At 67.6% G+C, this 13,556-nt stretch carries 14 protein-coding genes; 12 read left to right on the top strand and 2 right to left on the bottom strand.

Annotated features, from left to right (window positions below; all coding sequences use genetic code 11):
* Positions 1-31 precede the first annotated feature (31 nt).
* Complete coding sequence (bktB, locus tag ACFQU0_RS12045) at positions 32-1,216, top strand: beta-ketothiolase BktB (RefSeq protein WP_382201049.1); 1,185 nt, start codon at positions 32-34, stop codon at positions 1,214-1,216.
* Between the two features lie 30 nt (positions 1,217-1,246).
* Here the strand turns inward: bktB and ACFQU0_RS12040 are convergent, their stop codons facing one another.
* Complete coding sequence (locus ACFQU0_RS12040) at positions 1,247-1,696, bottom strand: OsmC family protein (protein WP_382201047.1); 450 nt, start codon at positions 1,694-1,696, stop codon at positions 1,247-1,249.
* A 282-nt stretch (positions 1,697-1,978) separates the two neighbouring features.
* On the opposite strand from ACFQU0_RS12040, the gene ilvA reads away from it, so the two are divergent.
* Positions 1,979-3,553, top strand: coding sequence for a threonine ammonia-lyase, biosynthetic (gene ilvA, locus ACFQU0_RS12035; protein WP_382201045.1), 1,575 nt, complete (start codon positions 1,979-1,981; stop codon positions 3,551-3,553).
* Here ilvA and ACFQU0_RS12030 read toward each other — a convergent pair.
* Positions 3,543-4,085, bottom strand: coding sequence for a type II secretion system protein N (locus ACFQU0_RS12030; RefSeq protein WP_382201043.1), 543 nt, complete (start codon positions 4,083-4,085; stop codon positions 3,543-3,545). The genes ilvA and ACFQU0_RS12030 overlap by 11 nt on opposite strands.
* Positions 4,086-4,168: 83 nt before the next feature.
* Between ACFQU0_RS12030 and gspG the strand changes: the two genes are divergently transcribed.
* Genes gspG through ACFQU0_RS11980 form a run of 10 tightly spaced genes read left to right on the top strand, consistent with a single transcriptional unit; the run spans position 4,169 to position 13,543 of the window.
* On the top strand, positions 4,169-4,609 hold the full coding sequence (gspG, locus tag ACFQU0_RS12025) for a type II secretion system major pseudopilin GspG (RefSeq protein ID WP_382201158.1): 441 nt from the start codon (positions 4,169-4,171) through the stop codon (positions 4,607-4,609).
* Positions 4,610-4,613: 4 nt separating this feature from the next.
* Positions 4,614-5,252 (top strand): prepilin-type N-terminal cleavage/methylation domain-containing protein, encoded by a 639-nt coding sequence (locus tag ACFQU0_RS12020; RefSeq protein WP_382201041.1) that lies wholly within the window; start codon positions 4,614-4,616, stop codon positions 5,250-5,252.
* A 5-nt stretch (positions 5,253-5,257) separates the two neighbouring features.
* Positions 5,258-5,632 carry a type II secretion system minor pseudopilin GspI gene (gspI, locus tag ACFQU0_RS12015; protein ID WP_382201039.1) on the top strand — a complete coding sequence of 125 codons (375 nt, stop codon included), beginning with the start codon at positions 5,258-5,260 and terminating at the stop codon, positions 5,630-5,632.
* A gap of 2 nt (positions 5,633-5,634) precedes the next feature.
* Positions 5,635-6,324, top strand: coding sequence for a PulJ/GspJ family protein (locus ACFQU0_RS12010; protein ID WP_382201037.1), 690 nt, complete (start codon positions 5,635-5,637; stop codon positions 6,322-6,324).
* Positions 6,321-7,346: a type II secretion system minor pseudopilin GspK gene (gene gspK, locus ACFQU0_RS12005; RefSeq protein WP_382201035.1), complete on the top strand. Its 1,026-nt coding sequence runs from the start codon at positions 6,321-6,323 to the stop codon at positions 7,344-7,346. Before ACFQU0_RS12010 ends, gspK begins: the two co-directional genes overlap by 4 nt.
* 28 nt (positions 7,347-7,374) lie before the next feature.
* Positions 7,375-8,583, top strand: a complete 1,209-nt coding sequence (gene gspL / locus ACFQU0_RS12000; RefSeq protein WP_382201033.1) for a type II secretion system protein GspL — start codon at positions 7,375-7,377, stop codon at positions 8,581-8,583.
* Positions 8,583-9,110 (top strand): type II secretion system protein GspM, encoded by a 528-nt coding sequence (gspM, locus tag ACFQU0_RS11995; RefSeq protein ID WP_382201031.1) that lies wholly within the window; start codon positions 8,583-8,585, stop codon positions 9,108-9,110. The genes gspL and gspM overlap by 1 nt, the downstream gene beginning before the upstream one ends.
* Entirely contained in the window at positions 9,107-9,916 is an 810-nt protein-coding gene (gspN, locus tag ACFQU0_RS11990; protein WP_382201029.1) for a type II secretion system protein N, read from the top strand. The genes gspM and gspN overlap by 4 nt, the downstream gene beginning before the upstream one ends.
* Positions 9,917-9,921: 5 nt before the next feature.
* Entirely contained in the window at positions 9,922-12,129 is a 2,208-nt protein-coding gene (gspD, locus tag ACFQU0_RS11985; protein WP_382201027.1) for a type II secretion system secretin GspD, read from the top strand.
* Between the two features lie 10 nt (positions 12,130-12,139).
* Positions 12,140-13,543, top strand: a complete 1,404-nt coding sequence (locus tag ACFQU0_RS11980) for a GspE/PulE family protein (RefSeq protein WP_382201025.1) — start codon at positions 12,140-12,142, stop codon at positions 13,541-13,543.
* The last annotated feature ends 13 nt before the right edge of the window (positions 13,544-13,556 follow it).

The raw sequence follows: 13,556 nt of genomic DNA, 5'->3' as shown, positions 1-13,556 counted from the left end.
GGGCCGCCCATCCATTTCGCAGGAGTTTCACATGAGCCGAGAAGTTGTTGTTGTCAGCGCAGTGCGCACCGCCATTGGCACCTTTGGTGGCAGCCTCAAGGACATCCCCCCCACCGAGCTGGGCGCCACCGTGGTGCGCGAATCGCTGGCACGCGCCGGTGTGGACGGCAAGGACGTCGGCCACGTGGTGTTCGGCCACGTCGTCAACACCGAGCCCAAGGACATGTACCTCTCGCGTGTGGCCGCCATCAACGGCGGTGTGGGCGAAGGCACGCCGGCCTTCAACGTCAACCGCCTGTGCGGCTCGGGCCTGCAGGCCATCGTCTCGGCCTCGCAATCCATCTTGCTGGGCGACACCGACATCGCCATCGGCGGCGGCGCCGAGAACATGAGCCGTGCGCCCTTTGCCAGCCTGAACATGCGCTGGGGCTCGCGCATGGGCGACACCAAGATGGTGGACATGATGATCGGCGCCCTGCACGACCCTTTCCACAACATCCACATGGGTGTGACGGCCGAGAACGTGGCCGCCAAATACGGCATCACCCGCGAGATGCAGGACGCCCTGGCCGTGGAAAGCCACAACCGCGCCCAGCGTGCCACCGAAGCTGGTTACTTCAAAGACCAGATCGTGCCCATCATGCTCAAAAGCAAGAAGGGCGAGGTGGCTTGGGCCACCGACGAACACTTCCGCCCCGACTGCACGCTGGCCGACATGACCAAGTTGAAACCCGTGTTCGTGAAAGAAAACGGCACGGTGACGGCCGGCAACGCCTCGGGCATCAACGACGCGGCCGCCGCCGTGGTGCTGATGGACGCTGCTGCCGCCAAGGCGCGTGGCGCCAAGCCGTTGGCACGCCTGGTGGGTTATGCCCACACCGGCCTGGACCCCAAGATCATGGGCGTGGGCCCGATCTCGGCCACGCAGGCGGTGCTCAAGCGCACCGGTCTGAGCGTGAACGATCTGGACGTGATCGAAGCCAACGAAGCCTTTGCCGCCCAGGCCTGCGCCGTGACCAAGGAACTGGGCCTGGACCCGGCCAAGGTCAACCCCAACGGCTCGGGCATCTCGCTGGGCCACCCCATCGGCGCCACCGGCGCGCTGATCACCGTCAAGGCGCTGCACGAGCTGCAGCGCATCAACGGCCGCTATGCGCTGGTGACCATGTGCATCGGCGGTGGTCAGGGCATTGCCGCGATTTTTGAGCGGGTGTGACCCCCACCCAGCCGCAGATGCGGTTGGGTGTTACGCCTCCACCACCTCAAACGAGGTGGTAATCTCTGCCGTCTTGCCCAGCATGATGCTGGCCGAGCAGTACTTGTCGTGGCTCATGGCAATGGCGCGCTCCACGGCAGCAGCGGGGATGCCTTTGCCGGTCACGGTGAAGTGCATGTTGATCCGGGTGAACACCTTGGGATCGACCTCGGCACGCTCGCTGGTCAGTTGCACGCTGCAACCGCGCACGTCGTGGCGCCCACGCTTGAGGATGAGCACCACGTCGTAGGCGGTGCAGCCACCCGTGCCGGCCAGCAGCAGTTCCATGGGACGGGCGGCCAGGTTGGCACCGCCGTTCTCAGGCTTGGCCGCGTCGGGCGCGCCGTCCATGTTGATGATGTGGCCCGTGCCGGTTTCGGCCACAAAGCCCATGTGCGAGCGGGTGCCGCTGTGGCCAGTCCAGGTGACGGTGCAATCCATTGGGGAGCCTTCTCTAAAATATTCGGGTAAACCCGCAAATTTCTGTTGCGACGCAACATTATTTCGATATACTGGCGGCATTGTATGCAAGGCTCCGGTGCTCACCGAACCAAGCACACACCTGCTGCCAGTCAGCAGGCTCCAGTTGTCTCCTCTGCCCTCAACGGGGTGGATTCAAACCCGGACCGAAACGTCCGGGTTTTTTTTCGCCTGTGCACAGCAGGGCGCCACCAAGCGGTTTCGTATGATGACGGGTTACCCCGTTGCCTGAAACCGCCCGCCATGCCCGCCAAGAAGCCCCCCGTCACCAGTCCCGTCACCCAGTTCACACCGGCCGACTACCTGACCCGCATCCTGAACGCCAAGGTCTACGACGTGGCCAAGGAATCGGCGCTGGAGCCGGCGAAGAACCTGAGCCGGCGCCTGCACAACAAGGTGCTGCTCAAGCGCGAAGACCAGCAGCCGGTGTTCAGCTTCAAGCTGCGGGGTGCCTACAACAAGATGGCCCACCTTTCGGCCGATCAGCTCAAACGCGGCGTCATTTGCGCCTCGGCCGGCAACCACGCACAGGGGGTGGCACTGAGCGCCCACAAGCTGGGGGCGCGCGCGGTCATCGTCATGCCCACCACCACACCCCAGGTCAAGGTCGATGCGGTCAAGGCGCTGGGTGGCGAGGTGGTGCTGTTCGGCGACAGCTATTCCGACGCCTACGGCCACTCGGTCAAGCTGGAAAAGGACCAGGGCCTGACCTTTGTCCATCCCTTTGACGACCCGGACGTGATCGCAGGCCAAGGCACGGTGGCCATGGAAATTCTGCGCCAGCACCAGGGCCCGCTGGACGCGGTGTTTGTGGCCATCGGCGGTGGTGGCCTCATCAGCGGCGTGGCCAACTACATCAAGGCGGTGCGCCCCGAGGTGAAGGTGATAGGCGTGCAGATGAACGATTCGGACGCCATGATGCGCTCGGTCGAGTCGGGCCAGCGCGTGACCTTGCCCGACGTGGGCCTGTTCTCCGACGGCACGGCCGTCAAGCTGGTGGGCGAGGAAACCTTCCGCGTGGCCCGCGCGCTGGTGGACGAGTTCGTCACGGTGGACACCGATGCCGTGTGCGCGGCCATCAAGGACATCTTTGTCGACACGCGCAGCATCGTCGAGCCCTCGGGCGCGCTGGCGGTGGCGGCCATCAAGCAGTATGTGGCCACGCACAAGACCAAGGGCGAGACCTACGCCGCCATTTTGTGTGGTGCCAACATGAACTTCGACCGCCTGCGCTTCGTGGCCGAACGTGCAGAAGTGGGTGAGGAACGCGAGGCCCTGTTTGCCGTCACCATCCCCGAGGAGCGTGGCAGCTTCCGCCGCTTTTGTGAGCTGATCGGCACCCTGCCCGGCGGGCCGCGCAACGTCACCGAATTCAACTACCGCATCAGCGACAGCCAGCAGGCCCACGTGTTTGTGGGCCTGACCACCCACACCAAAGGCGAAAGCACCAAGATCGCGGCCAACTTCGGCAAACACGGTTTTGCCACGCTGGACCTGACCCACGACGAACTGGCCAAGGAACACGTGCGCCACATGGTGGGCGGGCATTCACCCCTGGCCCAGGAGGAACGCCTGCTGCGCTTCGTGTTCCCGGAGCGGCCCGGTGCGCTGCTCAAATTCCTCAGCCTGATGCGCCCAGGTTGGAACATCAGCCTGTTCCACTACCGCAACCAGGGCGCCGACTACGGGCGCATCCTGGTGGGCCTGCAGGTGCCAGCCAAAGATGACAAGGCCTTCGCCAAATTCCTCGACACCCTGGGCTACCCCTATGTGGAGGAGACGCTGAATCCGGTTTACCGGCTCTTCCTCAAGGCCTGATCACACCTGCCCCGATGACCTTGGCGGCGACGGTGGGCGACGCCTCGATGTCTGGCAACGCCAAACGCGTTCGCCCAGCATCGTCCCCCACCTCGGCATGGCGTGCGCCCAGAGACAGCAGACGCACACCCTCCACCACCACACCACCCCGTCGGACGGGTTTGGCGGGCTGCCCATCCACCGAAATCAGCGCCGCACCCAGACCGTCTCGGCCGGCCACCACACCCAGCAGCCGCAGGCGAGCGCTCAGCCCCGCCACGGGCGCACTGGCAGCTGGCACGTCGCTCGCGGCACGCGCACCCAATGCCGCAGCCACCCGGCCGGTGTCGATGTTCAGCGCGGCGGTTGGCGTTGGCGGCAGTGGCCGGCTGGGCGCTTCGCCCCACCAGCGCAAGCCCCAGTACCCTGCCGACATGGCCAGCGCCCCCCACACCAGCGCCGTGCCCAACACCGGTGGCCAGGCACGCACGCGCGCCGAAGTGGCGGCTGAAGCCGGGGCGGGAGCAAGAGGGCGGTGTCGCGCGAAGGTCATGGACGACGATTATCATTGACCACAGCCCGCTGCCAACGCGGAACACCACCACCACTTTGCACCGGGAGACCCATTTGACTGCCATGCCTCGCCGCCACCTGCCCGACACCTTGCGCGCGCTGCGCGGATTCACCCTGATCGAACTCATGGTGGTGCTGGTGATCATTGGTGTGCTGGCGGCCCTCATCGTCCCCAACGTGCTCGACCGCACGGACGATGCCCGCAGCACGGCAGCGCGCACCGACGTCAACAACCTGACGCAGGCACTCAAGCTCTACAAGCTCGACAACCAGCGGTTCCCCACTACCGAGCAGGGATTGAACGCCCTCACCGCGCGCCCGAGCACCGCCCCGGTGCCGCCCAACTGGCGACGCTACCTCGACAAACTGCCCACCGACCCCTGGGGCCGCCCTTACCAGTACCTCAACCCCGGGCTGCACGGCGAAGTGGATGTGCTGTCGCTGGGGGCTGACGGTCAACCAGGCGGGGACGGCAAGGATGCGGATATCGGCAGTTGGCAGTGAGGGCATGAGGCCCCCACACGCCGCCGCTGCGCGGGTCGTTGCCCCCCAAGGGGGCTGTTTCGCCTTGGGGCGGCCCGGCGGCGAAACCTGGCCCCCACACTCCGCCGCTGCGCGGGTCGTTGCCCCCCGAGGGGGCTGTTTCGCCTTGGGGCGGCCCGGCGGCGAAACCTGGCCCCCACACGCCACCGCTGCGCGGGGCTTCACGCTGCTGGAACTGATGGTGGTGGTGGCCCTGGCCGCCATGATGGCGGCAGGCCTGACCTTCAGCCTGCGCGACAGCCGCCTGCAGCAACTGGAACGTGAAGGATTGCGCTTGGCCAGCTTGCTCGATGCCGCGCGCGCGCAGGCCCGCACCAGCGGCACGCCCATCGTCTGGCGCGCCACTGCGCAGGGCTTTGAGTTCATCGGCGCCAGCCCACGGCGCGATGCCAGCGAATCGCTCACCGAGCCGCGTGCCTGGCTGGTGCCTGGCACGGCGGTGCAGGTCATTGAGCCAGCAGGCAACTTGCGCGAGCTGGTGCTGGGGCCGGAACCCCTGGGCTCGCCACAGCGTCTGTCGCTCACACTGGCAGATCAACGGCTGGAACTGGCCAGCAACGGCCTGCGCGCCTTCGCGCCCACCGGTGGTCTGGCCGCCCCCTGAACCGAATGCACACCCGAAACGCCCGGGGCTTCACCCTTGTCGAGATCATGGTCGCGTTGACCGTGGTCGCGCTGACCTTGAGCGCAGGCATACAAGCCGCCGGCGCGCTCACGCGCCAGGCGCAACGCCAGTCCGACCAGTGGCTGGCGCAGTTGTGTGCCGAAAACGAATTGGCCAGGCTGCGACTGTCGTCCGAATGGCCGGGTATTGGCGAGTCTGAGCACTCTTGTGAACAGGGTGGGCGTGCGCTGCGCGTGCGCTTAGGGATTCAGGCCACGCCCAACCCCAACTTCCGCCGCGTCGAAGCACGGGTGGACGACCCCGGCGACGCAGCGCGCCCGGTGCTGCTGAACCTGACCACCGTGCTGGGGCGCTACTGAACATGAAGCGCAGCCCTCACGTCAGATGCCCACATGGCTTCACCCTGGTGGAGCTGCTGGTGGCCATTGCCGTGATGGCGGTGCTCAGCCTCATGAGCTGGCGGGCCATCGACGGCATGTACCGCACCCAGACCATCACCCGCGAACGCACCGACAGCCTGACCGAACTGCAGGGCGCGCTGGGCCAGTGGGTCGCCGATCTGGACGCGGTGGTGCCCCAACCCGGCTTCGCCGCCATCGATTTCGATGGCCTGGTGTTGCGCCTGGTCCGTCGCGATGTGATGGACACGCCACTGCAAAGCCCGGGCCTGCGTGTGGTGGCCTGGACGCGCCAGAACACCACCGGCCTGTGGACGCGCTGGCAGTCGGCGCCCCTGCGCACCCAGGCCGAGCTGCTGGGCGCCTGGCAAAACGCCACCCAGTGGGCCCAGGCCACTCGCAGCGACGCCGTGCCGGGCGAAGTCCGGCTGATGCCCTTGGTGTCGTGGGAGCTGTTCTACTACCGCAACAACGCCTGGGCCAACCCGCTGTCGGCCAGCGGTGCACCCACAACGGGAGCCGAGGGCGCGGGCGATGCCTCGCCGCTGCCCGACGGTGTGCGCCTGGTGCTGCAGTTGCCCCCCAACGCCGCCATGCCGGGGCGGCTGCAGCGCGACTGGGCCCGTGCCACGGTGACGAGGCGACGCTCATGACCCCCGGTGTGCGCGCACCCCAACGCCAGCGCGGCGCCGCGCTGCTGCTGGCCATGCTGACGGTGGCCCTGGTGGCCACGTTGAGTGCGGCGGCGCTGTGGCAACAATGGCGGGCGCTGGCGGTGGAAAGCGCCGAACGCCAACGCGTGCAGGCCAGCTGGATCTTGGCCGGGGCCCTGGACTGGGCCCGGCTCATCCTGCGCGAAGACGGGATCAACAACAACCAACGCCCCGCTGACCACCTGGGCGAGCCGTGGGCCCTGCCACTGGCCGAGGCACGCCTGTCCAGCTTTCTGGCAGCGGATCGTGACCAGAGTGCCGACAGCACCCTGGAGGCCTTTCTGTCGGGCGAGATATTTGACCTGCAAGGCCGCCTGAACCTGCGCAACCTGGTGAAGGAGACCGATGGCAAGCAGGTGGTGTCCGAGGTGGACAGCCTGGCCTTTGCCCGCCTGTTCCAGCAGCTCGGGCTGCCCGAGGCCGAACTGGCACGCGTGGAACAAAACCTGCTGGCCGCCAGCGCCGCCCAAACCACCGGCACACCTGCGCCCGGTGTGCCCTTGCTGCCGCAGCGGTGGTCACAGGTGGGCTGGCTGGGCCTGTCGCTGCGCAGCGCAATGGCCCTGGCGCCACACGCCACCTGGCTGCCCCAGCGCACCCCACTCAATCTCAACACCGCCACCGCCGAGGCCTTGCACGCGGCGCTGCCCGATGCCGACATGGCCCTGGCCCGCAACCTGGTGGAACAACGCAAAAGCGCCCATTTCACCAGCCGCGAGAACCTGCGCCAGCGGTTCCCCGCCGTCAGCGCCGCCGTGCTGCAAAGCGAACATTTCGACACACAAAGCCGGTTTTTTGAGGTCCACGGGCGCCTGCGGCTGGACGACACCCTGATCGAAGAGGTCTCACTGATCGAACGCCGGCCCGGTGGCCCGACCAGCATCGAACTCACGCCGCTGTGGCGCGAGCGTCGTGCGGCCACGGTACCGCCCCCGACCGGTCACAGCGCGTCCCTACAATGAGCCTCGAACCGAAAGCCGAGAACCGCCTGTGCTCCTTCTGACCCCCAGCGCCACCACCGATGCCCCCGGCCCTGCCACCGAGTGGTTGTGGGCGCGGACGACCGATGGCCAGCGCGTTGATGCCCACGGCAGCGCGCCTGCCAGCCGTCTGCCCGCCGACGGTGAAATGGTGTTGCTGCTGCCACCACAACTGCTGTCGTGGCACCAGGTGGCCGTGCCCAAGGTCGCCCCCTCGCGCCTGCGCGCCGTGCTCGACGGCCTGCTTGAAGACCGCCTGCTCGACGACGCTGGCCAACTGCACTTTGCGCTGGCACCCGGCGCCAAACCCGGCCAGACGCTGTGGGTGGCGGCGCTGCGGGCCGACTGGCTGCGCGCTGCCCTGGCCGCCCTGAAAACGGCCGGCCACGCCGTGGCGCGTGTGGCGCCGCTGCTGTGGCCACAGCCAGAACCCACACAACGCGCCTTCGAGCGCGGTGGTCAGGTCTGGCTGGCCGCCGCCGGCCCCTTGGGCGTGGTCTGCGCCCCCTGCCCACCCGACTCAGCCTCCACGCCTTGGGCCACCCTGCTCGACCGCGTGGCCGACAGCCCCAATGGCCCAGCGCCCACCTGCATCAGCGAACCCGCCAGCGCGGCCCTGGCCGAACAGATGCTGCAACGCCCCCCCGACATCGTGGGCACGGCCGAACAATTGGTGCGCGCAGCGCAGGGCCCGTGGGATCTGGCGCAGTTCGAATTCAGCCAATCGGCGCAGGCCAGGCGCGGCCACTGGTTGCGCGACACCGCGCGCACCCTGCTCCACGCACCGGCGTGGCGACCGGTGCGCTGGGGCCTGGCGGCCTTGGTGCTGCTGCAGATTGCCGCGCTCAACATCACGGCTTGGCGCAGCCAGCAGGCGCTGGCCGCCAAACAGGCGCAGATTCGACAAACCCTCACCGAACGGTTTCCGCAGATCACGCTGGTGCTGGACGCACCGGTGCAGATGCGCCGGGCCGTGGCCGATCTGCGGCAATCCAGTGGCGAAGCCTCGCCGCGCGATCTGGAGGCCCTGCTGCAAGACCTGGCACCGGCATCCGCTCAATGGGACACGCTGGAATACGGCCTTGGCCAGGTCACGTTGTCGGGTTTCCGTGTGGCGCCCCAGGCCGACAGCAACTGGAAAGACCGCTTCGAAGCCGCTGGCTGGAGCGTGCAACTTGCTGGCGAGCCGCCGGTGCTGACCCTGAAAGCCCGCCCCTGATGCGCACCGTCTCCACCACACACACGGCCGCGATCAGCCGACTTTTTCAAGGCCTGCAACCACGGGAACGTGTGGCCGTGGGGCTGGCCATCGGCACCGTTGTGGCCTACCTGCTGTGGGCGCTCGCGCTGGCACCGGCGTGGCGCCACCTGCAAGCCGCGCCCGCACGCCATCAGGCAGCCGATGCCCAACTGGCCGAGGTCACGGCCCTGGCGCAAGAAGCCCAAAGCTTGTCGGCGCAACGTGGCGCCCAAACCGTGTCGCGCACCGACGCGGTCCGCGCCATCGAATTGGCCACACAACAGACGCTTGGCGCCACCGCTCGTTTGAACGTGAGCGGCGACCGTGTCACGGTGCAGCTCACCGCCGCCACGCCCGACACCTTGGCGCGATGGCTGTCCCAGGCCCGTCTCAATGCGCGGTTGATGCCCACTGAAACCCGGCTGCAGCGCAGCGGCGAAGGCGCAGCGCTGCGTTTGAGCGGTACCGTGGTGTTGGCAGGCCCCGCCCTGGGCGGGGCGCCATGAGGGCAAGCCGCGCCCCTGCGGCACCTGCGGCCCCGTGGCGCGTGGCCATGGTGGCCACGCTGCTCGGTGGGCTGCTGTCGCTCCTGTTGTTTGCACCGGCGCGTTGGCTGGGCTGGGCGTTGGGCACCGCCAGCGGTGGGCGGATCGAACTGACCCAACCCCAGGGCACACTGTGGCAGGGCCAAGCCAACTTGTTGCTGACCGGTGGGCCTGGCAGCCGCGACATGGCGGCCCTGCCAGACGGTGTGCGCTGGCGGTTGAGCCCCACCTGGGCAGCCGGTCCGGCGTTGCGCCTGAACCTGCAGCTGCCTTGTTGTGCACCTGGCGGTCTGCAGGCGACGCTGCGCCCGCTGGGAGGCGGTTTCGAGCTGGCCCTGTCGCCACAACAAAGCCGCTGGCCCACGGCGCTGTTGGCCGGGCTGGGCACGCCCTGGAACACGCTGCAGCTGCAGGGGCACTTGCGCCTGGACAGCCCAGGGCTTAAGGCCCGGTGGGTGCAAGGCCGCCTGCAGCTCGACGGCCGCTTGCAGGTGGACGCGCTGGACCTCAGCTCGCGCCTGTCCACCCTGGCCCCGCTGGGCAGCTACCGGCTGACGTTGACCGCCCCTGCTGGCCAAGACCCGCAACTTGACCTGGCCACGCTGACCGGTGCCTTGCACCTGAGCGGCACCGGCCAGTGGGTGGGCGGACGCCTGCGCTTCAACGGCGAGGCCCAGGCCAGCGAAGCCCACGAAGCCGCCCTCTCCAATCTGTTGAACATTGTGGGCAGACGCAGCGGTCGCCGCTCGCTGATTGCCCTAGGATAAAAGCCATGTCTGGAATGCCGCACCCCTTCTCGCCCCGTCCCCTGCGGGTAGCCCTGCTGGCCGCCCTGCCCCTGCTGGCGGTGGCACAAACGCCGCTGCCCGTGGTGCCTGCACCCGCTGTGGCCGCGCGCCCGGGTGGGCCGATCACGCTCAATTTTGTCAACGCCGACATCGAAGCCGTGGCCCGCACCATGGCCACCCTGACCGGGCGCAACGTGGTGGTGGACCCGCGCGTCAAGGGCAACATGACCTTGTCCTCCGAAACCGCCGTCAGCCCCACCCAGGCCTTCAACCAGTTCACGGCCGCACTGCGGCTGCAGGGTTTTGCGATGGTGGAGGCGCAGGGCCTGTACAAGGTGGTGCCCGAGGCCGAGGCCAAGTTGCAGAGTTCCGCTGTCTCGGTGGCCAACGAGGGCGCGCGTGCGCCAGCCGGCAACCAGATCGTGACGCAGATCTTTCGCCTCAACCACGAGTCGGCCAACAACCTGGTGGCGGTGCTGCGTCCGCTGATCAGCCCCAACAACACCATTAACGTCAACCCTGGCACCAATGCGCTGGTGATCACCGACTACGCCGACAACCTGCAGCGCATCGGCCGCATCGTGGCCGCACTGGATGTGTCCAACGCCAGCGACGTCGAGGTGATCCCGCTGCGCCATGCGCTGGCCGCCGACCTGGCCCCCATGGTCCTCAAGCTGATCGAAAGTGGCCCCAGCGGCACACCCACTGCGGCGGCGGCTGGCCAGGGCCAGACCGACAGCAGCTTTCGCACCACCTTGTTGGCCGAACCGCGCAGCAACGCCCTTGTGCTGCGTGCGGCCAACCCGGCGCGTGTGGCCCTGGTGCGCTCGCTGGTCGACAAACTGGACCAGCCCAGTTCGGGCAACGCCAGCGGCAACATCCATGTGGTCTACCTGAAAAACGCCGACGCCGTGCAACTGGCAGCCACCCTGCGAGCGGCCATGGTGGCCGACGGCGGGGGCAACACGCCGGCCAGCAGCGGTGCTGCGGGCAACATGAACACCAGCAACACGCCCCGCACAGCGGGCATCCTGGGCACAGGCAACGCGGCCGCCACCGCACCCGTGAGCACCAACGCGGGCCCCAGCACCGGCGGCCAGATCCAGGCGGACCCCACCACCAATTCGCTCATCATCACCGCGCCCGAACCCCAGTACCGCCAGCTGCGCGCGGTGATCGACAAGCTGGACACGCGCCGCGCTCAGGTCTATGTGGAAAGCCTGATCGTGGAGGTGAGTGCCGAGAAGGCGGCCGAGTTTGGCATCCAGTGGCAAAGCCTGGTGGGGCGCGCCGGCAATGGTGTCATCGGCGCCATTGGCACCAACTTCGGCGGTGCGGCCACCGGCAACATCCTGAACCTGGCGGCCCAGGGCGGCAGTGGGAGCATCACCAACCTGCCGCAAACCGGCTTGAACATCGCCCTGGTACCACGCATCAACGGCACCTATTACCTGGGCGCCCTGGCGCGTTTTCTGGAAACCGAGGGCGATGCGAACGTGTTGTCCACCCCCAACCTGCTGACGCTGGACAACGAGGAGGCCAAGATCGTGATAGGCCAGAACGTGCCCTTCGTCACGGGCCAGTACACCAACAACAACTCGGGCGGCAACGGCGCGGTCAACCCCTTCCAGACCATCGAGCGCAAGGACGTGGGCCTGACCCTGCGCGTGCGCCCGCAAATCGGCGAGGACGGCACGGTCAAGATGACGCTGTTCCAGGAAGTCAGCAGTGTGGTGGAAACCAGCATCAGCTCCGCCGCCGGCCCCACCACCAACAAACGCTCCATCGAATCCACCGTGGTGGTGGACGACGGCGCCATCATTGCCCTGGGCGGTCTGCTGCAAGACAGCTACGACGGCAAGGTGGACAAGGTGCCTGGCCTGGGCGATGTGCCCATCTTCGGCAACCTGTTCAAAAACGACAGGCGCACCCGCAAAAAGAGCAACCTGATGGTCTTCCTGCGGCCCGTGGTGATGCGCGACGGCCGCCAGGCCGATTCGCTGACCCAAGACCGCTACGACATGCTGCGCGCCTCGCAGCAGGTGGTGCAGCCCAAACCCAGCAGCATCCTCAGCGTGAACGAGGCCCCGGTGTTGCCCACGCAGATGTCGGCGCCCAACCGCGCGCTGATCGACAACCCGATCAAGCGCGCCCCGGCACAAACAGCCACGCCGGTCAGCGGCGAACAATGACGAGGGCGTTGTGAAACACCCCCTCCCCTACGCGTTTGCGCGCGAACACCAGTTGCTGCTGGAGGACGACGGCCAGCACCCGGTGCTGTTGCACCGCATGCCCCTGCCCGCCCACACGAACGCGCTCAGCGCCTTGTCCGAGGTGCAACGCCGTCACGGCCCGCTGGCTTTGCAGCCCCTGGACGCCACCACCCTGGCCCAGCGCATCAGCGCCGCCTACGCCCAGGGCGAATCGAGCGCCGCCGCCGTCATCAGCGAGGTGCAGGACGACGCCGACTTGGCCCGCATGATGCAAGAGCTGCCGGCCATCGAAGACCTGCTGGAGACCGCCGACGACGCGCCCATCATCCGCATGCTCAACGCCTTGCTCACGCAGGCTGCGCGCGATGGCGCCAGCGATATCCACATCGAGCCCTACGAGCGCCACTCCAGCGTGCGCTTCCGGGTGGATGGCACGTTGCGCGAGGTGGTGCAGCCCAACCGGGCGCTGCATGCTGCGCTGATCTCGCGCCTCAAAATCATGGCCGAGCTGGACATCGCCGAAAAACGCCTGCCACAAGACGGCCGCATCAGCCTGCGCCTGGGCACACGCGCCATCGACGTGCGTGTGTCCACCCTGCCCAGCGCACACGGTGAACGGGCCGTGCTGCGTTTGCTGGACAAATCGGAAAGCAAACTCAGCCTCGAATCGGTGGGCATGCAAGGTGACGTGTTGCAGCGTTTTGAGCACCTGATCGCCCAACCCCACGGCATCATCCTGGTCACCGGCCCCACCGGCTCGGGCAAAACCACCACACTGTACGCCGGGCTGCAGCGGCTGGACGCGTCCCGCAGCAACATCATGACGGTGGAAGACCCCATCGAATACGAGCTGGCCGGCGTGGGCCAGACCCAGGTCAACGCCAAGATCGACCTCACCTTCGCAAAAGCCTTGCGCGCCATCCTGCGGCAAGACCCGGACGTGATCATGATCGGCGAAATCCGCGACTTTGAAACCGCGCAGATCGCCATCCAGGCCTCGCTCACCGGCCACCTGGTGCTGGCCACCCTGCACACCAACGACGCCGCCAGCGCCGTCACCCGCCTGACCGACATGGGCGTCGAGCCCTTCCTGCTGTCGTCTTCGCTGCTGGGTGTGCTGGCCCAGCGTCTGGTGCGAAAGACCTGCACCGTCTGTGCGGGGAAAGGCTGCGAGGCCTGTGGCCACACCGGCTACGCGGGCCGCACCGGCGTGTTCGAACTGCTGGTGGCCGACGAGCACCTGCGCGCCCTCATTCACCGGCAGGCGGCCGAAGCCGAACTGCGCGACGCCGCCCTGGCCACCGGCATGGTGCTGATGCGCGACGACGGCGAACGCTTGGTGCAAAGCGGCGTGACCACCCGCGAAGAGCTGCTGCGTGTGACGCGCGATTGAACCCAAAGCGTCC

Origin of the sequence: Hydrogenophaga defluvii (assembly GCF_042665235.1) — a bacterium.
GTDB classification, from domain to species: Bacteria; Pseudomonadota; Gammaproteobacteria; order Burkholderiales; family Burkholderiaceae_C; genus Hydrogenophaga; species Hydrogenophaga defluvii_A.
The sequence above is the reverse complement of the archived record's forward strand: the minus strand, read 5'-3'. Positions and strand labels throughout refer to the sequence as shown.